This window comes from Streptococcus sp. k-163 (assembly GCF_013277555.1).
Taxonomy (GTDB): domain Bacteria; phylum Bacillota; class Bacilli; order Lactobacillales; family Streptococcaceae; genus Streptococcus.
On sequence record NZ_VMND01000006.1, the window covers coordinates 1 to 23,990 of the forward strand.

Annotated in this window: 15 protein-coding genes and 2 pseudogenes; 3 read left to right on the forward strand and 14 right to left on the reverse strand. The window is 40.2% G+C overall.

Annotated elements, in window-relative coordinates; all coding sequences use genetic code 11:
- From HT731_RS01770 to HT731_RS01800, 7 genes and pseudogenes are all read right to left on the reverse strand, one after another.
- Window positions 1-4,583: G5 domain-containing protein (locus HT731_RS01770; protein ID WP_173277423.1), on the reverse strand; the 4,583-nt coding region annotated here is incomplete at its 3' end.
- 394 nt (window positions 4,584-4,977) lie between these two features.
- Window positions 4,978-5,379, reverse strand: coding sequence for a YtxH domain-containing protein (locus tag HT731_RS01775; protein WP_173277425.1), 402 nt, complete (start codon window positions 5,377-5,379; stop codon window positions 4,978-4,980).
- Window positions 5,352-5,778, reverse strand: a pseudogene (locus HT731_RS01780) (DUF948 domain-containing protein). The gene HT731_RS01775 and the pseudogene HT731_RS01780 overlap by 28 nt, the downstream one beginning before the upstream one ends.
- Window positions 5,779-6,567 carry a prolipoprotein diacylglyceryl transferase gene (gene lgt, locus HT731_RS01785; RefSeq protein ID WP_173277427.1) on the reverse strand — a complete coding sequence of 263 codons (789 nt, stop codon included), beginning with the start codon at window positions 6,565-6,567 and terminating at the stop codon, window positions 5,779-5,781.
- The gene (hprK, locus tag HT731_RS01790; protein ID WP_173277474.1) at window positions 6,560-7,495 is read right to left on the reverse strand and encodes an HPr(Ser) kinase/phosphatase; all 936 of its coding nucleotides are present in this window, start codon (window positions 7,493-7,495) and stop codon (window positions 6,560-6,562) included. The genes lgt and hprK overlap by 8 nt, the downstream gene beginning before the upstream one ends.
- Window positions 7,496-7,624: 129 nt before the next feature.
- Window positions 7,625-7,801 (reverse strand): 30S ribosomal protein S21, encoded by a 177-nt coding sequence (gene rpsU / locus HT731_RS01795; RefSeq protein WP_000048054.1) that lies wholly within the window; start codon window positions 7,799-7,801, stop codon window positions 7,625-7,627.
- Window positions 7,802-7,952: 151 nt separating this feature from the next.
- Complete coding sequence (locus HT731_RS01800) at window positions 7,953-8,660, reverse strand: glucosamine-6-phosphate deaminase (protein ID WP_173277429.1); 708 nt, start codon at window positions 8,658-8,660, stop codon at window positions 7,953-7,955.
- Between the two features lie 149 nt (window positions 8,661-8,809).
- Here HT731_RS01800 and queA point away from each other — a divergent pair, with 149 nt between their 5' ends.
- Entirely contained in the window at window positions 8,810-9,838 is a 1,029-nt protein-coding gene (queA, locus tag HT731_RS01805) for a tRNA preQ1(34) S-adenosylmethionine ribosyltransferase-isomerase QueA (RefSeq protein ID WP_061759481.1), read from the forward strand.
- A gap of 568 nt (window positions 9,839-10,406) precedes the next feature.
- A pseudogene (locus HT731_RS01810) lies at window positions 10,407-11,014 on the forward strand (hypothetical protein).
- An 86-nt stretch (window positions 11,015-11,100) separates the two neighbouring features.
- Here HT731_RS01810 and HT731_RS01815 read toward each other — a convergent pair.
- The 6 genes from HT731_RS01815 to HT731_RS01840 form a co-directional block, all read right to left on the reverse strand.
- The gene (locus HT731_RS01815; protein WP_128969950.1) at window positions 11,101-11,247 is read right to left on the reverse strand and encodes a hypothetical protein; all 147 of its coding nucleotides are present in this window, start codon (window positions 11,245-11,247) and stop codon (window positions 11,101-11,103) included.
- Between the two features lie 182 nt (window positions 11,248-11,429).
- On the reverse strand, window positions 11,430-12,290 hold the full coding sequence (locus HT731_RS01820) for a YihY/virulence factor BrkB family protein (protein ID WP_061759480.1): 861 nt from the start codon (window positions 12,288-12,290) through the stop codon (window positions 11,430-11,432).
- Window positions 12,291-12,317: 27 nt separating this feature from the next.
- Window positions 12,318-14,372 (reverse strand): cation:proton antiporter, encoded by a 2,055-nt coding sequence (locus HT731_RS01825; RefSeq protein ID WP_173267343.1) that lies wholly within the window; start codon window positions 14,370-14,372, stop codon window positions 12,318-12,320.
- An 11-nt stretch (window positions 14,373-14,383) separates the two neighbouring features.
- The gene (locus HT731_RS01830; protein WP_000361084.1) at window positions 14,384-14,638 is read right to left on the reverse strand and encodes a hypothetical protein; all 255 of its coding nucleotides are present in this window, start codon (window positions 14,636-14,638) and stop codon (window positions 14,384-14,386) included.
- Window positions 14,631-15,188 carry a class I SAM-dependent methyltransferase gene (locus tag HT731_RS01835; RefSeq protein ID WP_061759478.1) on the reverse strand — a complete coding sequence of 186 codons (558 nt, stop codon included), beginning with the start codon at window positions 15,186-15,188 and terminating at the stop codon, window positions 14,631-14,633. Before HT731_RS01835 ends, HT731_RS01830 begins: the two co-directional genes overlap by 8 nt.
- Window positions 15,172-16,128, reverse strand: a complete 957-nt coding sequence (locus HT731_RS01840) for a TIGR01212 family radical SAM protein (protein WP_061759477.1) — start codon at window positions 16,126-16,128, stop codon at window positions 15,172-15,174. The genes HT731_RS01835 and HT731_RS01840 overlap by 17 nt, the downstream gene beginning before the upstream one ends.
- A 91-nt stretch (window positions 16,129-16,219) precedes the next feature.
- On the opposite strand from HT731_RS01840, the gene HT731_RS01845 reads away from it, so the two are divergent.
- The gene (locus HT731_RS01845; RefSeq protein ID WP_049535135.1) at window positions 16,220-16,579 is read left to right on the forward strand and encodes a DUF3397 domain-containing protein; all 360 of its coding nucleotides are present in this window, start codon (window positions 16,220-16,222) and stop codon (window positions 16,577-16,579) included.
- A 179-nt stretch (window positions 16,580-16,758) separates the two neighbouring features.
- Here the strand turns inward: HT731_RS01845 and bgaA are convergent, their stop codons facing one another.
- Complete coding sequence (bgaA, locus tag HT731_RS01850; RefSeq protein ID WP_173277431.1) at window positions 16,759-23,886, reverse strand: LPXTG-anchored adhesin/beta-galactosidase BgaA; 7,128 nt, start codon at window positions 23,884-23,886, stop codon at window positions 16,759-16,761.
- Window positions 23,887-23,990 lie beyond the last annotated feature (104 nt).

Sequence of the window (23,990 nt, forward strand, 5' to 3'; positions counted from 1 at the left end):
CCTGAAGTACCAGCTGCTGTTACATTAGCTCCACCTTTAGCTCTTGTGGCGTCTTTTTCATAACGAACACTTGGCTCAAGTGGTGTAACCACAACTGTAGTTTTGGAACCATCTTGTTTGAACACTTCCTTTTTCTCTGCTGGAGTAAGGATACCTGTACTTGCATTGACTTCGTAAGTGGTTGTCTTCTTAACAACGTCATCACCATCTTTAAGGTATTCAACCTCATCCTTAGCTGGGACCTTGACCACTGTAGGAGTCGAAGGAACTACCACTGCCGGTTCTTCATGCGGAACAAGACTGCCATCTGTAGGATTAACTGTGTAGGTGGTAGTTACTGTACTTGTTCCTGGGGTACCAGCTGTTGTTACATTAGCTTCACCTTTAGCTCTCGTGGCATCTTTCTCATAACGGACACTTGGCTCAAGTGGGGTAACAACAACTGTAGATTTGGCACCGTTTCTCTTGAAGATTTCTGTTGTCTCTGTTGGAGTTAGGGAGCCCGTGCTTGCATTGACTTGGTAGCTGGTTGTCTTCTTAACAACATTATCACCCTCTTTGAGGTATTCAACCTCATCCTTAGCTGGGACCTTGATCACTGTCGGTTTTGCTGGGACTACTACTGCCGGTTCTTCATGCGGAATAAGTCTACCATTTGTAGGGTTAACCGTGTAGGTGATGGTTACTGTTCTGGTACCAGGAGTACCAGCTATTGTTACATTTTCTCCACCTCTAGCTCTTGTGGCATCTTTCTCATAACGAACACTTGGCTTAAGTGACGTAACGGCAACTGTTGATTTGGCACCATTTCGCTTGAACACTTCCTTTTTCTCTGTTGGAGTAAGACCACCTGTACTTGCATTAACCGCGTAAGTTGTTGTTTTCTTAACAATGTCGTCGCCGTCTTTGAGGTATTCAACCTCATCTTGAGCTGGCACCTTGACCACTGTCGGTTTTGATGGGACTACCACTGCTGGTTCTTCATGCGGAACGAGGCTACCATCTGTCGGATTAACAGTATAGGTTGTAGTTACTGTACTTGTCCCTGGAGTACCAGCTGTTGTTACATTAGCTTCACCTTTAGCTCTTGTGGCGTCTTTTTCATAACGGATACTTGGCTCAAGTGGTGTAACCACTACTGTAGCTTTCGTGCCATTTGGACTAGCAATGTCTTTCCTTACTGTTGGAATAAGAGCACCTGTGCTTGCATTCACTTCGTAAGTTGTAGTCTTCTTAACAACGTCATCGCCGTCTTTTAGGTATTCAACCTCATCTTTAGCTGGCACTTTGACCACTGTCGGTTTTGATGGGACTACCACTGCTGGTTCTTCATGCGGAACAAGGCTACCATCTGTAGGATTAACAGTATAGGTTGTAGTTACTGTACTTGTCCCTGGAGTACCAGCTGTTGTTACATTAGCTTCACCTTTGGCTCTTGTGGCGTCTTTTTCATAACGAACAATTGGCTCAAGTGGTGTAACCACAACTGTTGATTTGGCACCATCTTGCTTGAACACTTCCTTTTTCTCTATTGAAGTAAGGGTACCTGTACTCGCATTGACTTGGTAACTTGTAGTCTTCTTAACAACGTCATCGCCTTCTTTGAGGTATTCAACCTCATCTTTGGCTGGAACTTTGACCACCGTAGGAGTTGACGATTTGATAACTGGTTTTCCTTCATGTGGAATAAGGCTACCATCTGTAGGATTAACCGTGTAGGTGGTAGTTACTGTTCTTGTACCTGAAGTACCAGCTGTTGTTACATTAGCTTCACCTTTGGGTCTTGTAGCGTCTTTTTCATAACGAACACTTGGCTTAAGTGGTGTAACCACAACTTTAGATTTGGCACCTTTTGGATTGGCAACGTCTTTCCTTACTGTTGGAGTAAGAGCACCTGTACTGGCATTGACCGCATAAGTGGTTGTCTTCTTAACAACATTATCGCCTTCTTTGAGGTATTCAATCTCATCTTTGGCTGGAACTTTGACCACCGTAGGAGTTGACTGTTTGATGACGGGTTTTCCTTCATGTGGAATAAGGCTACCATCTGTAGGATTAACCGTGTAGGTGGTAGTTACTGTTCTTGTACCTGAAGTACCAGCTACTGTGATTTTTGCTTCACCTTTGGCTCTTGTGGCGTCTTTTTCATAACGAACATTTGGCTTAAGTGGTGTAACCACAATTTTAGATTTGGCACCTTTTGGATTGGCAACATCTTTCCTTACTGTTGGAGTAAGAGCTCCTGTACTTGCATTGACCGCGTAAGTGGTTGTCTTCTTAACAACATCATCACCGTCTTTGAGGTACTCAACCTCATCTTTGGCTGGAACTTTGACCACCGTAGGAGTTGACTGTTTGATGACGGGTTTGCCCTCATGCGGAATGAGGCTACCGTCTGCAGGGTTAACAGTATAAGTTGTAGTGACTGTTCTAGTGCCTGAATTACCAGCTGTTGTTACATTTTTTCCGCCCTTAGCTCTCGTAGCGTCTTTTTCATAACGAACACTTGGCTGTAATGGCGTAACAACAACCTTAGCCTTGGCACCATTTTGTTTGAAGATTTCCTTTTTCTCTATTGGAGTAAGAGCTCCTGTACTGGCATTGACCATGTAAGTGGTTATCTTCTTAACCACATCATCGCCTTCTTTGAGGTATGTAACCTCATCCTTAGCTGGGACTTTGACCACTGTCGGTTTTGATGGGACTACTACTGCCGGTTCTTCATGCGAAACAAGGCTACCATCTGTCGGATTGACTGTGTAGGTTGTAGTTACTGTTCTAGTGCCTGGAGTACCAGCTTCTGTTACATTTGCCCCACCTTTGGCTCTCGTAGCGTCTTTTTCATAACGAACACTTGTCTCGATTGACGTAACCACAACTGTTGATTTGGCACCATCTTTCTTGAACACTTCATCAAGTGTATTTTTAGTAATCTGCCCTGTATCGGGATCTTTGATACTAACAGTTGTTGACTTAATGATGTCATCTCCACGTTTACTATATACAACAGTTTCTCCAACTTTTTCTACAGATTTAGCTGTTGTCATTTTTTTATCTTGATAACCTGTCCCATCTAAGGAAATTCGTTTCCCAGACATGAACTCTGATCGTCTATTAATCATATCGGCTTCAAAATAAGAACGTGAACTATGACCTCCTTTTGTATCCCCAACATTTATGACAACATCACTATCATTACTGACACTTTTTCCTATAGTAGAATCATTATTAACTATATAATGTGTCATTTTTCCAGACTTAGCTATGTTTTTACTGTCTAATCCTTTTTGCCAAAATTCAGATGATGAGAAATAACTTGTCCTCACTTTTGGGGCATTAAAGGTTGTTCCTTTTTTTAAGACATTATTATAAAAGTTTCTATAAGCCCGCTGTTCTTTAGAAGACATGACTCTGCTGTCAGAATATGCCAACTGATAGGCTTCAACCATTGCCCGTTGTACTAAATATCCTCCTAAAGAGTGTCCTGTCAAATATAGATTGGTAATGCTCTTATCTTTAGCCAGTTCACGCATGATATTTTCTGCATCAATCCCTTGTTGAGGATTGCTTCCTAATCCAAGTGTTATATCAGTTCCTATATCTTTGGCATCACTTGTTCCACGAAAGGCTAATACTTGTGCACTTCCATTTGGTAAATATGAGAAATCACTCTTAGTTTCATACAAGACAGCATCTAGTCCACTGGAGGTATGGTAACTTTTTTTCCTTTCCCAATAAGGCCCCAATTCCTTATTCATCATCATATACTCATAACGTGGTCTACTGTCATCATTCTTTTTATATAACTCTGACTCTGTTAAGGGTTTCTTATGATTCAGCACTCTATCAATATAATTATCATCACGGTAGGACAATTCCATGAACATAATCATATCGCGCTCACTGACATTCCATTTTAATTTTTCATCTGGCTTTTCTTTACTGTCAATAATACCATCACCATCAGTATCTTCTAATAAGGGATGACTATTATAGCCTACATACTTTTTCCCGCCTTTTTCATAAATATAAAGTTCTTCTTTATCCTTCAAGAAATCATCATCTGTATAAGCTTCTGGACTTAACTCAGGGCCGTTTAATAACAAACTGTCAAGCTTATTACCTTCTGAACCGATTACTCCTGCTTTGATTTTTTTAGCATCTTCCTTAGTCAATTCATATTTTTTAATCTCGGAAGGATTTGATGCTGCTCTCACCGCTGGAGTGCTTGATCTGTCTTCACCTGCCACGGAAGCCCTTGTGGTCAAGCTATTATTTTCTTTATCCCCAGATGTCTCAAGTTCTGTAGTTCTTGTAGATATTATTGGAGTATCTTTTGGGACTGGACTGGGGATAGCATCTTGATTCTCTGGTGAATTTTGATTCTCTTCTTTTTTCTCTACAATAGGGGTCGAATTTGCCCTTTCAGAATTAGCCCCTATCTCTGTTGCCAAATTATTTTCCGTAGAAGCCAGTACTCCCTGGGATGGTGTAAACAAGGTAATTCCTATTAATACAGAAGCCACTCCAACCGAAAACTTTCGAATTGAAAAGCGTTGACGTTTATTAAAAATGTCTTTCATTTTACTAACTTTCTTTCTAACTATTTTTTACAAAATAGAGGGTTCTAATATTTTCCCTTGACAGAATACTAAATCGTTTCTTGACTAAAATTTTAGAGCTTTTCCTCTACCTGATCATAAGCTACCACATTGATTTCTAATCATAGAAAATTGATTGCTTAATATTACTAAAATATCAGTAAAATATAAAAAAATGTAAATATTTCACTTCTAACACTGCCATTATACCATAAAAAATCATAACACTCATGTGTTTTAAAAAAGGTTTATCAAAAAGTCTTAAAAATCATAAAAAACGCATAATATCAGGCAATTACAATCCTTGATACTATGCGTTTGATTGTGGGAAAATGTGCTTCATTTTCTCCTAGAATTGAGTTTTCGCTCATTCTCGTCAAATTTTGATTTTTTCTTCTTCGATATCAATCACAATCTCTTCTGATTCATCAAGACTATCGGACTTTTCTTGCCACTGCTCCTTGAGATTATTGAATCGATCTTTTGATGCTTCTGTCGCTTGACGAGCACATGATTTAGCTTGAGCAAGGACACTGTCCACAGTGATTTCACCTGACTCAACCTGTTCTTTGGTTTTAAGAACAAAATCTGTAGCTTGTTCCTTAACTTCTGTCAGTTTTTCACAGACCTGCTCTTTAGCATATTCAGGATCTTCTCTCAAATCATCTAGAAAATCTTGAGCTTGACTGCAAACTTGTTTGCCCTTGTCGCTTGTTAAAAACAAGGCAAGAGCTGCACCTGAAACGGTTCCTAAAAGGATTGAGGATAGTTTACCCATAAGGATTCTCCTTTTTTATTTTTTGAAAAATTTACTTGCAAGACGAAGAGCTGACAAACTTGCACCAGTCTTAATGGTTTTTGAACCAGCTGATGAAGCTTTCTTGCTCAAGACACGCGCATGGTCATTGAGATCTGAAACAGATAGAGATAAATCTGCAACAGCACTAAAGAGTGGATCAATTGTTGCCACCTTGACATTGATATCATCTGCCAAGACATTGACCTTAGCCAATAACTCATTGGTATGGTGCAAGGTCACATCCACATCTGAAGTTAAGGTTTTAATCGTCTTCTCTGTTTCATCGATCACACGTCCAAGCTTTTGTACAGTGATAATCAGATAAACCAAAAATACAATCAAAGCAAGGGCTACAAGAATATATGCAACTTCTAACATTTAGTTTTCCTCCTCTGTAACATAGTAAGGGGCCTTCTTTCGATTTTGATATAGAATGATAAAAATACCCAGTCCGATAAGGACAACTGATAGCCATTGAGACACTCGAAGTCCAAAGAACATGAGACTATCTGTTCGCATGCCTTCGATGACCATACGACCGAAACCATACCAAATCAAGTAGAAAGCAGTAATATGGCCTCGTCTGAGGCTCTTCCATTTTCGTCTGAATATCAAAATCAAGGCAAAGCCAAGCAGATTCCATAGAGACTCATAAAGAAAGGTCGGCTGACGGTAGCTACCCTCAATATACATCTGGTCACGGATAAAGGCAGGTAGATAATCCAAATTATCCACTGCTGCACCATAAGCTTCTTGATTAAAGAAATTGCCCCAGCGCCCCAAACTTTGGGCAATCATGACACTAGGTGCTGCAATGTCTAGAAAATCCCAAGTATTGATGAGTTTACGATCAGCAAAAATATAGAGTACAAGGGAACCAGTTATCAAACCACCGTAAATTGCCAAACCACCATTCCAAATGGCAAAAATTTCTCCCAAATTCTGACTATAGTAATCAAAACGGAAAATGACATAGTAGAGACGAGCTCCTAAAATAGCCAGAGGAAAAGCTACCAAGATAAAATCTAAAATATCGTCTGGTATGATCTTCTTTCTAGGCGCTTCTTTCATGGTCAAATAAACCGCAAGAATCAAACCTGTCACAATACATAAGGCATACCAACGAATGGCTAGAGGTCCTAGATGAATAGCAATTGGATCAAGCATTAGGCACCTCGTTTTGAGCAATAAGATTTGTCAAGCGTTCTTCGAACAAACGCGTCGCATCAAAGCCCATTTCCTTAGCACGATAATTCATGGCAGCAGCCTCAATCACGACAGAGATATTACGACCTGTTTTAACTGGGATGCGGATACGAGGAATGGCTACGCCAGAAATTTCTAATTCCTCTGCATTATTTCCAAGTCGATCAAAGGTCTTATGCGTATCGTAATTTTCCAAGTAGACAGCCAACTGAACTTGTGAAGAATCTTTTACCGCACTCGCACCGTAGAGGCTCATGACATCGATAATCCCAACCCCACGAATTTCAATCAAGTGTTTCAAGATTTCAGCAGGCTCTCCCCAAAGAGTTAATTCATCCTTAGAATAAATATCTACCCGATCATCTGCTACCAAGCGATGCCCACGTTTGACAAGCTCAAGACCTGTTTCACTCTTACCGATACCACTATCTCCTTGAATCAAGACACCCATCCCATAGATATCCATCAAGACACCGTGAACACTGGTGCGTTCCGCCAAACGAGAATCCAGATAGCTAGATAATTCTCCAGACAAACGACTGGTAGCTGTACGGCTGGTTAAAATAGCAATCTTACATTCTCTAGCAGCCTTTAACATCTCCTCTGGAACCACCAAACCACGAGCAACAATGACCGCAGGTGTTTCAGGTAGAAACATTTTTTTTAAAACTTGGTAACGGTTGTGAGAAGACATCGAAACAAGATAGGACCACTCCTTCATCCCCAAGAGCTGGATCCGCTCTGGTGTGTAGTAGTCAAAATAACCTGTCATTTCAAGACCAGGTCGCGTAATATCCGCTGTATTGATTTCCTTTTCAAGTAATTCTGGTTCGCCATAGACAATGTCTAGTCTAAGCTTTTCAATCACTTCTTTTACTAAAACCGACATCATTTCCTCCTTCAAATGAGTTCTTCCCTCTATTATATCAAATTGTGGGAGGAAGTTTCAGATTTTTGCAGGCTTTGGAGTATTTATTTAAAAGAAAAAGGACTAGATTTCTCTAGCCTTTCATTTCAATTAGAATTTTTTACGTTTACGAGCTGCTTCTGATTTACGTTTACGTTTTACAGAAGGTTTTTCATAGAATTCACGTTTGCGTGTTTCTTGAAGAGTACCAGCTTTAGTAACCGCACGTTTGAAACGACGAAGTGCGTCGTCAAGAGATTCATTCTTACGTACTACTGTTTTAGACATTTTTTTCACTCCCTTCAAGTTCAAGATCTATTCTATTTTACACGTAAAAGGAATAATTGTCAAGAAAAAATGCGGTTTAATTTTGATTTTTTCTTCCATTTATGCAAGTCTTGAAAGCACTCAATAAAAGATACTGAAGGATCTCACTTTTTTATTTTTCAAGTAAGCTAAGCGCTTCAGCGTCTGCGATGATGGTCACATCTGGATGATTTTGTAGGCTACTTGCTGGTAGACTCTCAGTCACTGGGCCAGACACTGTTCCAGCAATGGCTTCTGCTTTCGATTCACCGTAAGCAAAGAGAAGAATTGACTTGGCATCCAAGATATTTTTAATCCCCATTGAAATGGCTTGGGTTGGGACGTCTTCAATCTTGTCAAAGAAGCGCGCATTGGCTTCAATAGTAGACTGGTCAAGTTCTACTAGATGCGTTTGACTGTCAAATAGAGTACCAGGTTCATTAAATCCGATGTGTCCATTGCGACCAATTCCCAAGATTTGGAGGTCAACTGGATGGTCAGCCAAAATTTGGTTGTAGCGTTCAACTTCAGCTTCAGCATCGTCCTTAACCCCACGAGGCAAGAAACTTTCTTTAAATGGTTTTTGGTTAAACAAGTTTTCTTGCATGAAGTAACGATAAGACTGTGGATTGTCCCCATCAAGTCCTACATACTCATCAAGGTTCACACTAGTTAGATTTGAAAAATCAAGGTCACTCTCAACAATTTCCTTGTAAAATTCAAGTGGGCTACTTCCTGTCGCAAGTCCTAGGGTTTGAGCTCCATTGGCCAATTTTTCCTTCAAAATCTCAAAAGCAACTTTTCCACCTTCGATTTGGTTTTCAACTTTAATAACTTTCATCTTTTCATCCTCCGTTTTAATCTATATTTATTATATGGTATAGACCAATTTTTGTCAAGTGAAAACGATTTAATTTCTAAAAAAGAGCGTCCAAACTTGAAACATGTTATAATGGATAGGATTAGAACTTAGAAAGAATGAACAGATATATGAATACAGCTGATTTTGATTTCCACTTGCCTGAGGAATTGATTGCCCAAACGCCCCTTGAAAAACGAGATGCCTCTAAACTCCTCATCGTCAACCGTAAGACAGGAGAAATGCAGGATAAACACTTCCACTCTATTATTGATATGCTGGAACCTGGTGATGCCCTTGTCATGAACGACACCCGTGTTCTCCCAGCCCGCCTCTATGGTCAAAAAGAAGAAACTGGAGGCCATGTGGAACTTCTCCTGCTCAAAAACACTGCTGGAGATGAGTGGGAAGTACTAGCAAAACCTGCCAAACGCCTCAAGGTCGGAACTCGTGTCAGCTTTGGTGATGGCCGTCTCAGCGCTGTCGTTACAGAAGAACTAACACACGGAGGCCGTATTGTCCGCTTTGAATACCAAGGAATTTTCCTAGAAGTATTGGAAAGTCTGGGTGAAATGCCACTACCACCTTATATCCATGAAAAATTGGATGACCGTGAACGCTATCAAACGGTCTACGCCAAAGAAAGCGGTTCTGCTGCTGCACCAACTGCTGGACTACACTTCACTAAAGAATTGCTGGCAGAAATCCAAGCCAAGGGTGTTCATCTGGTCTATTTGACTCTTCATGTCGGACTCGGAACCTTTAGACCTGTTTCTGTGGATAATCTGGATGAACATGAAATGCACTCAGAATTCTACCAGCTTTCTGAGGAAGCAGCTGCCACCCTTCGCTCTGTTAAGGAAAATGGTGGTCGCGTCATTGCTGTCGGAACCACTTCTATCCGCACACTGGAGACTATCGGTTCCAAGTTTGATGGGCAAATTCAGGCAGATTCTGGCTGGACCAATATCTTTATCAAACCTGGTTACGAATGGAAAGTTGTTGATGCCTTTTCAACCAACTTCCACCTGCCAAAATCAACTCTGGTCATGTTGGTTTCTGCCTTTGCCGGTCGTGAATTAGTCTTAGATGCTTATCACCATGCTATCCAAGAACACTACCGCTTCTTCAGTTTTGGCGATGCCATGTTTATCTATTAAATTTCATAATCAAAAAAACGCATATTATCAGGTATTATCCTTTGGTGCTCTAAGCTTTTCTAATGATAGACAGTCGCAAAAAAGTCTAAAAAGCTCTCAGAATCGTTGTCTCAGCACCAAAAATACGTGAAATTTGCATAATTAAAATAAATTTCAGGGGGAGTTATACAAAAAAACGACGATTTAAATCGTCGTTTTACTGATATAAATATGCAATCTTTTTTTGAAAATACGTCTATTTATTTTTTATGGTTTTTTATTGTAAAGTAGACCCAACCGAATGAACATAGGTTGTAGAAAGCAAATGAAAAAACTGCAAGGATGATAGCTCCTGTATCTAAATAACCTCTTTCAAGACCGTTTTTCAACAACAACAAGCCTGTAGTTTCGACAACGATCAAAAATAAAAATATATAAAAAATTTTCACATTAAGCATATTGTTACCGCTTTCTTTTTATTTGGTTTTATTGTATAACAAAAGTTGAAAAAAATCAAAAATACAAAGGAGTTTCCGTTATGTCTAAGATGTCTAAATGCATGTGTTTGCTAGTTATGTCTGTTTTCTGTATGTCTAGCATTTCCCCGTCGCTTGTTGTTTTTGCTGATGATAGCTTATCGGCAAACTCTAAAGTTGTATCTGGTGAGGCTCAGTTTGAGAATGGCTCATCAGTGCGGTTCGGAGATACGCAAGTAAATATTTTAAGTGATGAAATTCTTGAGGTGCTCAATCCAAATGGAAGTGTAGACACTATTGAACGAGGTGCTGATGGCGTCTATATCAATGGGTCATTTTATATGGCTTATCAAAAGAATGAACTCGATCTAAATATATCTTTTAGATCATACGATCCTAATGTTTGGAATTACGTCAACACAATACATGGGAATAAACAAGCCAACACATTCGCTCACTTCATGATTGATTCTGGAATAACCGCGATGTTTGGCTTTATAGGTTCTATATTGGGGGGCCATGGAGTGGCATAATTGGTGGAGCATATTTTGGTATACAAGCTTATCAGTCTTACTTGGATTCACAAAGCCCATATCCATACTACATAAAAAGTACTTATATCCATCTTTCTCAAAGAAAATGGAAGTTTATCACTGAATACTATAGAAACTCAGATTATACTGGGTATGTAAAAACCGAAACAAGCTACGTGAATTTCTAAAATATAAACCCTGCCTAGATATAAAGGCAGGGTTTATATTTTAGTTAATTGCTCAAGTAATTTGTAAGCATAATACTTGCGAAACTCTATTTGTTCAAGCGGTTCAAAAGCTCTTGTTTTTTATCCTCAAGCTCAGCTCTCCTTTGCTCGATTTCTTCACGTTTTTGGGCGATTTCTGCTTGCGCCTCGGGAGTTTCCAAAGTGCATTGTGACTTGTGAAATTCTACTAGCATATCAACGATTTTTGGGTCTAATTCGTTGATATAATCAGGATTTGATCATTTCGGCACGTTGTTTGCAGGTGCTTGCTTTTTGCCGCCTTTTTGGGGCGTTTTGGCTTGTTGTTCAGCTTTCTGACTATAGTTGACCTCGTGGAATTTTCATATTATGCGTTTTGTTATGGATAAAAAATGAATTAATTTATTCTAAAGCTCGGATCTTTCAAACTCTGCACACTGGCATTGATAACCGCACCGACAATCAAAATCTTAGCAATGAGAATAAACCAGAACATCATGACCACCACGACGACGGAACTGAAAAAACGCACGTCCACTAGGTGATTGACATAATTATTGATATATACTGAAAAGATATTGAGCAGTAAGACCAGAGTCAACAAGACAAAGGCACTACCTGGCAACACATAGCGAATTCGTCGAACCGTAACATTAGGCAGGAAATAATAAAGCATGACCAAGATAGCGAAAATCAAGGCATAGATCAAGGGGCCTGTTAGATCTTGCAGATAATCAAAGATAGGACTATCCGATTTCCAGTGATTCTTGATAAGGTTGAGAAGCATGCGGCCAAAGACACTCAAAAACAGAGCTAAGGCGAAGAGAATCTGCAAGCCAAAACTGACAAACAAACTCATGAGCTGACGGGAAATCATTCCACGATTTTTAGCAACTCCGTAGGCTTTATTAAAAGCTTTCTGTAGGAAATTCATGGATTTTGAAAAGGTCCATAGGGCTGACAAAACCGCAAAACTCAATAAACCCGTTGAAGGTTGGGTCAACACTTCTGTGATAATCTTTGCCACCACATCATACATAGTATCGGGCAAGAATTCATTGACAACCTTTAAAAAATTGGAAACTGGAATCTGAAAATAGGGGAGGATATTGACTACCACCAAAAGCAATGGAAAAATCGAAATCAACCAATAGTAGGCTACTGCGACACTGGTAAACTCACTATCTGATACTTGATAATAATGCAAAAATGCTTTTAATAAAGGCTTGTCTATCAGCTCTTTCCACCACTTCTTCATATCATACTCCTTTATTTACAATCTTGATTAATTTCTTCTTACCAATTCCACCATATCATAAGGCAGAGTATTGGCAGCTTCCTTCAGAGAATAGTTCTCTAAGTTATTGACATTTTGTCGTAACTTCTTAGCATACTTGGTCGTAATCAATCGTTTTTCTTCATATTCAAAAATCAACTTGCGCTCCAGATAATAGCCTCTAAGCATTTCATCGATATTGTTGGGTTTGACACGGTTGATAACCCGTTCGACAAAGGCACCACTGGTGATAATAGCTGTTTCTCGGAGACGAGAATCCTGCATGAAGCTGATCAAAGAACTCTTATAAACCCCTTTTAGGTTTTCCAAACTTTCGATAATCATTTCTGTATTTTCTAGATAGAGCTCTGCAATTTGGTCATAGTCAAGGGCTCTGAGTTTCTGTGATTCTTCATTTTTCCAACTACGGAAGGTCTTGCCAAAGGTAAAGACTTCGTGAAGTAGAAAACGCAAAATCCGCAAGGAAACAAGGAAATAATAGGTCAATCGTGAAGCAAACTTGCGATTGATGCTTTGTTCCATGTTTTTCAGATAACGTTGGTAGACTCGATAGGCACGCTCACTCATCTTGCCTTCTTCGTAGGCTTGTTCTAAACCATCACTTTCAATACTGAGGATGAGAAGTTTCAAGGCCTCCCAGTCTTCTTGCTCACCCTTATTTTCTTGGTTCAGGATAAGGTTCTCTATTCGTCCATGGTAATTGTCAATAGCTGCATAGAGAGGGAGTTTATTTCTAGTGTCTTCCAACTCTTTTTCCAACTCTATCGTTACTTCATTCAAAATAGCAATATGCATGAGATGGTCCTTACTTTCTTCTTGTTCATCAGAAAGATGAGGCAGGATTAAGAGACCTGTTAAAAAGCTTACCAGCGTCACACCTGCAACGAGGAAAAGTAAGAGAGGATACTCCTGCTCTAGATTACTTGGTATCAAAAGAATCGTAGCAATCGACACGGTTCCCTTAACACCTGAGAAGGTCAGGAGAAGCATATCCTTTATATACTTATTTAGCTTTTTCTTGAGTCGTCTAGTCCTATAGGCAAAATAGCCATAGATCATGACAAAACGAATGGCAAAGAGGACAAAGGTAAGGGCTAAAAGAGATACTAGTAAGAGTAGAGGATTATAGATTGGATTGATCAAGATAGGTTCTGCTATCATTTCCAACTCCATCCCTAAAATCACAAAGACAGAACCGTTGAGCATAAAGTTCACTGTATGCCAGACCGTCTCAGTCACCGTATCCACTTGGGCTTCAAGGAGAGTAATTTTCTTAAAACGGCTTGCCTTTAAAATCCCAGCAACCACCACGGCAATAATTCCTGAAACATGGACTTCTTCTGCCAGGAAGAAGGTCACCAGAGGCAAACTCAATTCTAATAAAAGTTCGCTGGCAATATCCGTTGCTCGCACACTCAGCAAGAAGGTATGGAGGAAACGGTTGGTCATAGCTGTTAAAAAGCCAACTAAAAAACCGCCTAGGATTGAAAAGATAAGCGAACTACTAGCTTGCCCAAGGGAAAAGGCTCCTGTTGTCCAAGCTGTCAAGGCTACCTGAAAGGTCACCAAACCAGAAGCATCATTCAAGAGTCCTTCACCCTTAAGGATATTGGACACGCGCTTAGGAAAGCTAAAGCGCTCCGAAAGAGAAGCAAAAGCCACCAAGTCCGTAGGCCCAAGGGCTGCCCCAACAGCCAAGCAAGCCACCAAGGGAAGGCTAAGCCAAAGAAGATGGGCCAAGCCACCCAAACTCAGAGTCGAGATAAAAATCACTGGAAATATGAGATAAACAATAATTCGCCAGTGTTTTAAAATAGCTGTAATATCCGCTTCTTCCGACTCTCGGAAAAGCAAGGGCCCGATAACCAGGGCCAAAAACAACTCCGTATTGAGGTGAAAGTCGGTATTAGGTAAAAAGAGACCAATCACAATTCCCAAAAGAATTTGCACCAAAGGGAGAGGCAAAAAGGGCAGAAGCTTATTGGTTGTACTTGAGACAATCAAGACCAGTAAAAATAGGATTAGGTAAATCAGTAATTCCACGCACTTCCTCCTTAGTCTTTTTTACAACAGAATTCAAATATCTCCTTCTGCTCTTTGATTTTTTGGTCAATCTTGGAACAATCTTTGTGCTCAATTTTTCTCTGGCACCGTTCCATTTCAAGAGCAACTAATTTTTTCTTGATTTTAAGCATTTTTTTGCTCATATGCGCTTGGTCTAGCACACCCACTGCTCGTTCGTGGTGGGTTGATTCAACAAAATTCTGGCGCATGGCATCCAGCTTTTCACGTAGGTATTGTTTATCCATGTCTATATCTTTCTAATTTTTCAATCATCACTAAAAATGGTGGGGTGTTGACTTGATTCAGGGTTCGATAAATGGTAGCTGTGTACTCTTGTTGGTTCAACTGGCTAACAAAATCCAAGACAGCATCTTTCTCGATGTCTCCTCCTTCATGACCATAGTAAATCATAATGGCAATTCGTCCACCTTTGACAAGTAAACCACACAGCTTTTCTAATGCTTCAATCGTTGTCTGAGGTCGGGTAATGACAGACTTATCAGCTGACGGCAGATAGCCCAGATTAAAAATCCCTGCCTTGGCTTCTGTCACAAACTGGTCCAGTGTCTCATGGCCCTGCAAGATTAACTGGGCATTTGTCATTCCAGCCTGGTCCAAACGCTCTTGCGTCTTTTCCAAGGCTTGCTCCTGAATATCAAAGGCATAGACTTGCTTGGCTATCTTGGCTAGAAAAAGAGTATCATGCCCATTTCCCATGGTCGCATCCACTACGGTATCGTCCTGAGTTACAACCTCAGCTAAAAAATCATGTGCCATCTCAAGTGGTCTTTTCATTATTAAACTCCTGTTTTACAGCCTTACATCCTTGAACGCTTCCACGACGTCGCATCTCCATCTCAATGCTGTTGAGAACTTCCCATTTATTGAGGCTCCACATAGGCCCAATCAGCATATCCCTAGGTGCATCTCCTGTGATTCGATGGATGACAATATGTTTGGGAATGATTTCCAATTGATCACAGATAACCTTTACATATTCGTACTGACTCATTAACTGCAAACGTCCCTCGTGGTAATCTCGTTGCATACGTGTATTAGTCATGAGATGGAGCAAGTGTAGTTTAATCCCTTGAATATCGTTGTCCATGACACAGCGGCGGACATTTTCAATCATCATCTCATGGGTTTCACCAGGAAGTCCGTTAATCAAATGAGAAACAATCTCAATTTTGGGATACTTTCTCAAACGCTTGACCGTTTCCACGTACAATTCATAAGAGTGGGCACGGTTAATCAAATCAGAAGTTGTTTCAAAAGTAGTCTGCAAGCCCAATTCAACCGTCACATGCATGCGCTCCGACAATTCAGCCAAATATTCAATGGTTTCGTCTGGTAAACAGTCAGGGCGTGTTCCGATATTAATTCCCACTACACCTGGCTCGTTGATAGCCTGCTCATAGCGTTCCCGAATCACTTCCACCTTTTCATGGGTATTGGTAAAATTTTGAAAATAAACCAGATACTTCTGCACGTCTGGCCACTTGCGATGCATAAAGTCAATTTCCTTATAAAATTGCTCACGGATAGGCGCATCCGGTGCTACGATAGCATCTCCAGAACCTGAAACCGTACAAAAAGTACAGCCTCCATGAGCCACAGTTCCATCACGATTGGGACAGTCAAATCCCGCATCAATAGGGACTTTAAAGGTCTTTTCTCCAAAAAGTTTTCGATAATAATCATTCAAGGTATTATAAGATTTCATAACCTTCATTATAACAAAAATCACCCACAATCTCAAAAGACTGACTTTCCTATAAATTCCTCTGTTTCTCGTTTCCATTAGCCATTTTTTATGATACAATATGGGTATGATTTTAATGAAATTAGCATCTATTTTATTATTGATACTGACCTTAGTCGTCTGCATTATCATAACCAAACTTTTTAGATTAAAAAAACTAGGACGAAATTTTGCGGATTTGGCTTTTCCAGTCTTGGTATTTGAGTATTACCTGATTACAGCTAAAACCTTTACCCATAATTTCCTCCCTAGACTGGGGCTAGCCCTCTCAGTCCTAGCCATTATTCTCGTCTTTTTCTTCCTTTTGAAAAAACGTAGCTTTTACTATCCTAAATTTATCAAATTCTTCTGGCGTGCAGGATTCTTAGTAATCCTTGTCATGTATATCGAGATGATTGTTGAATTGTTCTTAATGAAATAATCGAATCCCTAAACATTTTCTAGGGATTTTTGCTTTCTCTACAAAATAGGATAGACAATAACACTATACAATTTTATACAAAGAAAATCCCTTAGAAACTTATATTCCAAGGGATTTATCTTCTATCTAAGACAAGAACTTCTCTCTAATCTTTAACGATAAAGAAAGTATCAAAATTTCTAGTCTTCTTTTTTACCTTTAGTGGCTACTAAGCCTGCACTCAAACCTAGAAGAGCTAAACCTGCTGCTACTGCTGCCTGTTCTGCCTCTGTTCCAGTGTTTGGCAAGTGATTCTTTTCATCTTGCTGGGCTTCAACTGAACGTGAGCTCACTTGTTTTACATCCGTTTTCTCAGTTGATACTTGTTGTTTTGTAGTTTCTTGAGATTCTGGTTTTTGAACTTCTTGATCTTGTAGCACAGACTTACTAGCTTCTTTAGGAGCTGCTTTAAGCTGTTCTTGAGGGGCTGATTTTGTATCTTTTATAGCTGTACCAACCTCTACAATACGGTCCTGAGCTATAACTTTATCATAGCTTTCTTTCTCAGTCCGCTTGCCATTTTCTACTTCAATCAAGTGAACACGGAGACCTTGTCTTCCTTCTTGAAGGATGCGAGTTTCACCTAGATATAACTTGTCAGACTTACGCTCCTGGATCTGGAAGTCAATTGTTTCTTCCTCAACCATAAGTTCTGGTCTGTTGAAAACTAGAGCATTGGATTCGTCCTCTGGAAGAGCGGTTCCTAGTTTAGTTCCGACAACGACAATACGGTTTGTTGGAGTCTGAACTATTTCACGGAATTTTTCTTCCTTACTTCCATTAGGATTTATCGCTGTGAAGATACGTTCCTTACCAACTTTTCCTTCTTGTTCTAAACGAGTTTCACCAAGATAAAGCCTTGAATCTTTTTTCTCAATTGTCTTGTAGGCCAAGTCTTGTTCAAGAACTTCTAATTTTGGTAAATCCTCCTGTACTGCAGCAACTGTCTTCTCAGAAACTGGTTTCTCCTTAGTCAACTGGACACGGTATTCCTTGACTTGTTTTCCACTCTCTGAAACTAGGCGAACAAGTACTGGAAGGCTATCATCTCCACTATCTACAACTGTTGAAGCTACTTGATTGTTTTCTTCAACTGAGACTTTTGGACGTTGACCTTTATAGGTGATTTGATAGTTTTGACGATTTTCAATAAAATCTGGAAGTTCTTTTCCATCTACAAGAATCTTCGATTGAGTGCTTTCTTGAGGCAATTCGCTCGGTGCAAGGAAGGTCATCTCAATCATCGCAACACCGCTCTTATCTGCTTTACGCTCCATACGCCATCTCATAGCTTTGGCTTTCACCTCTTTAAATGTCACATTAATTTCATCACCCGCTTCGATATCTTTATTCGCGTGATACGGAACAGCAATCCAATTTTCTGGATTATTAAATGGATGATCTGTTTCGTAAGCTTGGTAGTTTGAATAATAAGTTGGCACTTCAAAGTCTGGACCAATATAGCGTTCCAAAACGAGTTTAGATGGTGCATCTGTACCACTATCTGCAAAGAACTGGAGTTTGGCTTGTGCAACAGTCCGTTCTACAATCTTACCCTTTTCACGGAAAATGACCCCTGTTGATACTTCTGGATTAGTGGACGGTCTTGCAGACCAGTTTGTCCAACGACGATTTTCAGAGTGATCTCTATCATTGATATAGTCTACACGGTCATGAGAACTATCATCAATATCGTTGGTTGCTGAGGCAAAGGCCTGGTTACTGTTTTCATCATAGTTAGGGTTATCTGAAAGAGCCTCACCAAGTTTGTCTGTCACTCGTACAGTGAACTCAGCAGTAAGATTGCTACCAAGGACACGACCTCGAACAATAAATTGACCTGCTTTTGTCAGATTTTCTGCTGGAACTTCTTCCCATTCAACTGTCAGGTCTTTTGTTTCGTAGCCGTCTTTACCTGTGAAGTATACCGGAACCTTAGTTGGCAATTCAATTGGTTGCCCTAGTTGCAACAAGCGAGCTTGTTTAACTGTAGCAACTGGTTTACGAGAAAGTAAGTCTTTATCCTTAGTGAAGTGCAGACGGTATTCTCCTAAGATGTCGCCATTTTCAGCTTTCGCGATGACACGAACTGGCTCACCCTCACGAACGCTTGGAACGACGGTAGCGAGACCATTGTTGCTAACACTTGCTGTGACTACGGGAACTTTTCCATCTCCAGACTCAAGGTAGTAGTCTGTCAAATCAGGGTTAAAGTTTGCTAAGTCTTTACCATCAACTTGGATTCTTGTTTGTCCTTGTTTGGCTGGCGCAACTTGTTTGGCAAAAATCTGTACTTCTGTGATAGAAGTTCCACGCTTATTGTCTGCTTTAACCATCCGAATGCGAACAGCATGGGTTTCAACTTTATCAAAGCTAAAGTGGTTCATTTCTCCAGCCTTGAGCTGAGCTGGTGCTTTTAGATTAGTCACTGGTTTCCAGTTAGCAGGATCATTAAAGACATGATTTTCACCGCTTACAAAGCTAGGATTTTTAGGAGCTGTTGGAACCGTGTTACCAACATAATACTCAATCACATAAGACTTCGGTGCGCCAACTCCATGGTCTTCGTGGAATCCGACACTTAGATTATCAACGGAACGTTTACTCAAGATACCTGAATCTCCAAACAGAACACCGACTGAAGCTTCTGGATTACTACGATTCCAGTTTGTCCAACGGTTGGCTGGTCGGTCATTAAAGGAAATCAATTTATCGTTGACATTTGAAACAGGGTCGGTTGGATTCGAGTCTGAAGCAAAGGCAAGTGGCAATTCTGAACCTGTCCATTGGTCAGAAATATTTGCTCCTTGCTCTGTTTGAGCAGACACACGAACATGGAGTTTAGTAGTTAATTGCGTACCTTCTAGGTGACCATTAACTGTAAAGACACCCTCCTTAGCGTATTGATCTGGTTGAATCACGTCCCATGTAACCTTAGCTGATGAAACGTGACCATTTGAATCATATGTACGAACGCTTTCTGGTAATTGTGGTGCTTCTGCGATTGGAGTTGTCACACTAACTTCTTCAACTGAAACGATGCCTTCTACAGAAACTTTAGCACGCGCTTCAAGGTCAATCCCTTCAACTTTACCTAACACCTCAAAGGTTTGATAGTGGTCTAGTTTTTCTTTTGGAATAGCTTGCCATGTAACTTTATGAGTTTTAGGGAAACCTTTGTCATACTCAACAGTTACTGTTGTTGGAAGAATAGGTTCTTGATGCAAGTCTGTCACTACATTTATTGGACGGATGGATTGCGCAATCTTCTTCTCAGTATTGGCTTGAATAGTGAGACTAACCTGGCCTTCAGCACCCTCATATACAGCTTTCAGAGCGACTACTCCTGATCTATGAAGTTCAAGCATTCCCTTACGGACTGCAACTTCCCCTTCACCACTTGTAGAGAAGGTCACTTTATCAGCTGGTAAAACTGCTTGTGTTCCGTCCTGATAGTGAGCAAGAACAGACAATTTCACTGTTTGATCTTCTTTAAGGCCGTCAGCTTGCTCCACTTGCAAGCTCAAATGGTCAATTTTTGGTGCTTCTTCTAGGAATTGAATCGCATAGGTTTGAAGAGGGCCACCATCTTTTGGCTGAACAAAGATGCTTGCGCGCATACCGTTTGCTGTACTGGCTTGAAGGACTGTAACATCAGCATTTTCAGCACTTGCTACGACTTCTGGCAAGGATGCACCGTAAGCAAGAGTTCGGTATTGCATTGGATTTTGGCTAGTAAGACCAGTGACAGCTTCGCCACCAACAGTAACAGTTGGGACCACAGGAGCAGCTACATCGCCATCTTCTACTACAAGGGTAGCGTGAATAGTCTCACCACCCAGTTGGCCAGTCATTGGAATACGTGATCCTGCAACTGACAGTTTAGCTTTATCTGCTTCCGCAATCTCCCAGTTATCTACTTCGTATTCTTGTAGGCTTCCATCTGTAATGGCAATAGAAACGTATTTATCAACAGCACTCAAGTCTGATCCAGTTGCAACACGTTTTACAGTAGGAAGTTCTTTTGCAATTGCTAGAATTTCGACACGGGCCTCAACTTCATGTCCGTCTGCCATACCTTTAACAGTTACAACACCTGCTTGGTTCACATCAACTGAAGACCAAGTTGCTGGACGTTTTTCACGACTGCCATCACTGTAGATAAAACCTACTGTTTTCGGCATTTTTGGAATTTGGGCAATGACTGTGCGTACCTTTGGTACTTCTGTTCCGAGAAGAGTCTTTTCTTGGTCTTCTTTTTTACCAGTAAAGACAGTTACTTGGCCAGATTTCAAGAGATCTGAATGAGCTGTTAGCGTGAATTTACCTGCTTGCTCAGTTGATTTCACAATGGCAACACCTTTACCGTTAAAGGCTCTGCGAATCCATGAACCATCTGCTTGTGCTTTATAGCGTTCACGGCTGGCTTGTTCTCCATTATCGACACCGACAAGTTGACCTTGTCCATGCAATTGGAAACGAACCAGATTATTGGCAGTTGGGACTACATTCCCTTGACTGTCAACGATTTCGTAGTAGATGTAAGTCAAGTCTTTTCCATCTGCTGCGATTGCTTGTTCTTCTTTGATGAGACGAACAGCTGCTGGTTTGCCAGCAGTTGTGATCTTGTCTCGAGCAATTTCCTTGCCAGATTCATCACGAGCTATTGCTTCCAAGGTACCTGGTTTATAAGCAACTTTCCATTCAAGATACAATTCATTAGCATTGGCACCTTCTTGGTAAGTGCGTCCATCGCTAGTTTGTTTTTTAGTAAAGGTCTTCTGTCCTAGGGATTCACCATTCAACAATAGCTCCACACTTGCAGCGTTAGAGTAGGCACGAACTGGAATTTTACCATCTGCATCAGCTACATTATCTTTTAGAGTTGGGTCTTCCCAGTTCCAGTGAGGAAGTAGGTGAACCATCGGTTTTTTCTGAGCAGATACCCATTGACTCTGGTAAAGATAGAAATCATTTTTTGGAATACCAGCAGTATCTACAATACCAAAATAAGAACTTTTGACTGGTGTATGATTTTGATTGTGCCATGGCGTAGGCTCACCAATATAGTCAGTACCAGTCCAAATAAACTGTCCAGCATAGCCAGCATTGTCACGGTCAAAAGTCCATGAAGCTGTTGCTGTTTTACCCCAACCAACACGATCATTTCCATAATCAGACTGCTCATAGTTCCTATAGTCTTGATTACTGTGTACCAATTCACGCTCTGGACGATAATAACTTCCACGAGTACGAGTAGCTGAGGAGGTCTCTGAACCATAAATCAACCACTTTGGATGCTTAGCTCGAAGGGCTTTGTAATTATCTTCAGAGTAGTTAAATCCAACCGCATCCAGTTCATCAGCAATTTTCTCATGCCCTCCGCTACCATTACCAAAACGGAATTTATCAGCCCCCATAGTCACATAACGAGTCTTATCAACATCCTTGATTACTTTAACCAAACGTTTAACAGTAGCTAGAGAATGAGGATCGCCATTAGCTTCTCCAATCTCATTTCCTATAGACCACATAAAGACAGCTGGGTTATTTTTGTCTCTTTCTACCATGGTACGTAGATCGTAATCTGACCATTTTTCCCCTTTTTTAGCTTCAGGGTGAGTTGCATCTTTTTCAAAGAAACGACCATAGTCGTATGGTTTCTTACCTCCATACCAAGTGTCAAAAGCTTCTTCCTGAACCAATAAACCAAGTTCAGCTGCAATCTGTAGTGTTTGAGGACTTGCTGGATTATGGGTTGTACGAATTGAATTCACTCCCATATCCTTCATCTGTTTCAGACGGCGATATTCAGCCTTGTAGTTCTCCTCCGCACCCAATGCTCCATGATCGTGGTGCAATGAAACTCCATGGAACTTGATGTGTTCACCGTTCAAAGAGAATCCTTTATCTGGAGTCCAGTTATAGTAACGATAACCAAATAAATCCTTCCTAGCATCTACAAGCTGTCCATCTTTGTAAACACGAGTTACCATCTCATATAAAGCAGGTTTATCAGATGACACTGTCCACAATTTAGGTTTTTCAACCTCTAATGCTGATTCCAAATGAATTGTTTCTCTAGCTTTTAGAGTTTTACTCTCAGTTCGAACAAGTTCTGTAACTGCCTGACCACCCCGTTCAAAAATTTGATACTCTGCTACGAGCTCATGATCCTTATCATCTGTATTAACGATTTTACTGCTCACATGAGTCTCAACCTTACCATTTTGTTGGTCTTCAAGTTTTGGAGTTAAGATAGTTGTACCATTTTTCTCAACATGAACCTTATCTGTCACTTGCAAGCTCACATCACGATAGATACCACTTCCTGAATACCAACGACTACTTGGCTGTTTATTTACTGCATGAACAGAAATAACATTCTCTCTTCCATCCTTATAAAGATAATTGGTAATGTCATATGAAAATTGATTGTAACCATTTGGATAGTGACCAACTAACTGACCATTAACAAATACTTGAGAATCCATGTAAACCCCATCAAAGGTCACACGGACATCTTTATTTAAATCTTTTTCGTCTAACTTAAAGGTTTTACGATACCATCCATCTCCACCATTCAGTTGGCCTCCTTCATTTTGAGATGGTGAATCATGATCAAAATCAAAATGAATACTCCAGTCATGAGGAAGATCCATTTTTTTCCATGAAGTAATATCTGCGTCTGGTTTAACAGCTTCCTTAGCATTGGCATTTAGCTTAAAGTGCCAATTTTGATTGAAAGAAATGTTTCTATCTTCAATTAACTTATCAACAACTTCATTTGCAGCAGATTTGAATTCCTTCTTATCTTTTGAAACAGAAGGATCTTGTAATTCCGCTTTATTTGTTTCTTCAGCTACCTTCGTTTCTTCTATCCTACTTTTCACTTCAGTCTTACCTTCTTCTAAAGGAAACTCTTTATTATCAGCAACTGTAACTGGGGACTGATCTGCATGAGTTTGGTCAGAGACACCTGTAGCATCTGCATTATCCTTAAGAGGCACATTATCCGTTTGTTCACTTGATTTTTCCGCAACCATCACTTTAGATGTCTGTTCACTCTCTTCTTTATTTTCAGAATCAGCATCCTTCTTACTTATTGAAATCAGTTCATTAGTATTTTCATTCGCATAAGCAGAAGAAGCTAGACTAAGGCTTGATCCTAATAACAGCACACAGCTTCCTATGAGCACTGAGCAAGCGCCGACTGAAAATTTTCGAATACTATAAACGCTCTTTTTGTTCCAATTACCTTTTTGCATGGAATCCTCCTTTTTAGTAACCGCTTTCATTTTTTCTAAAAGCAAGCTCCTTATTATAATTATCTTATAATACAATTTTATAACCAATAAAAAATTTGTCAACC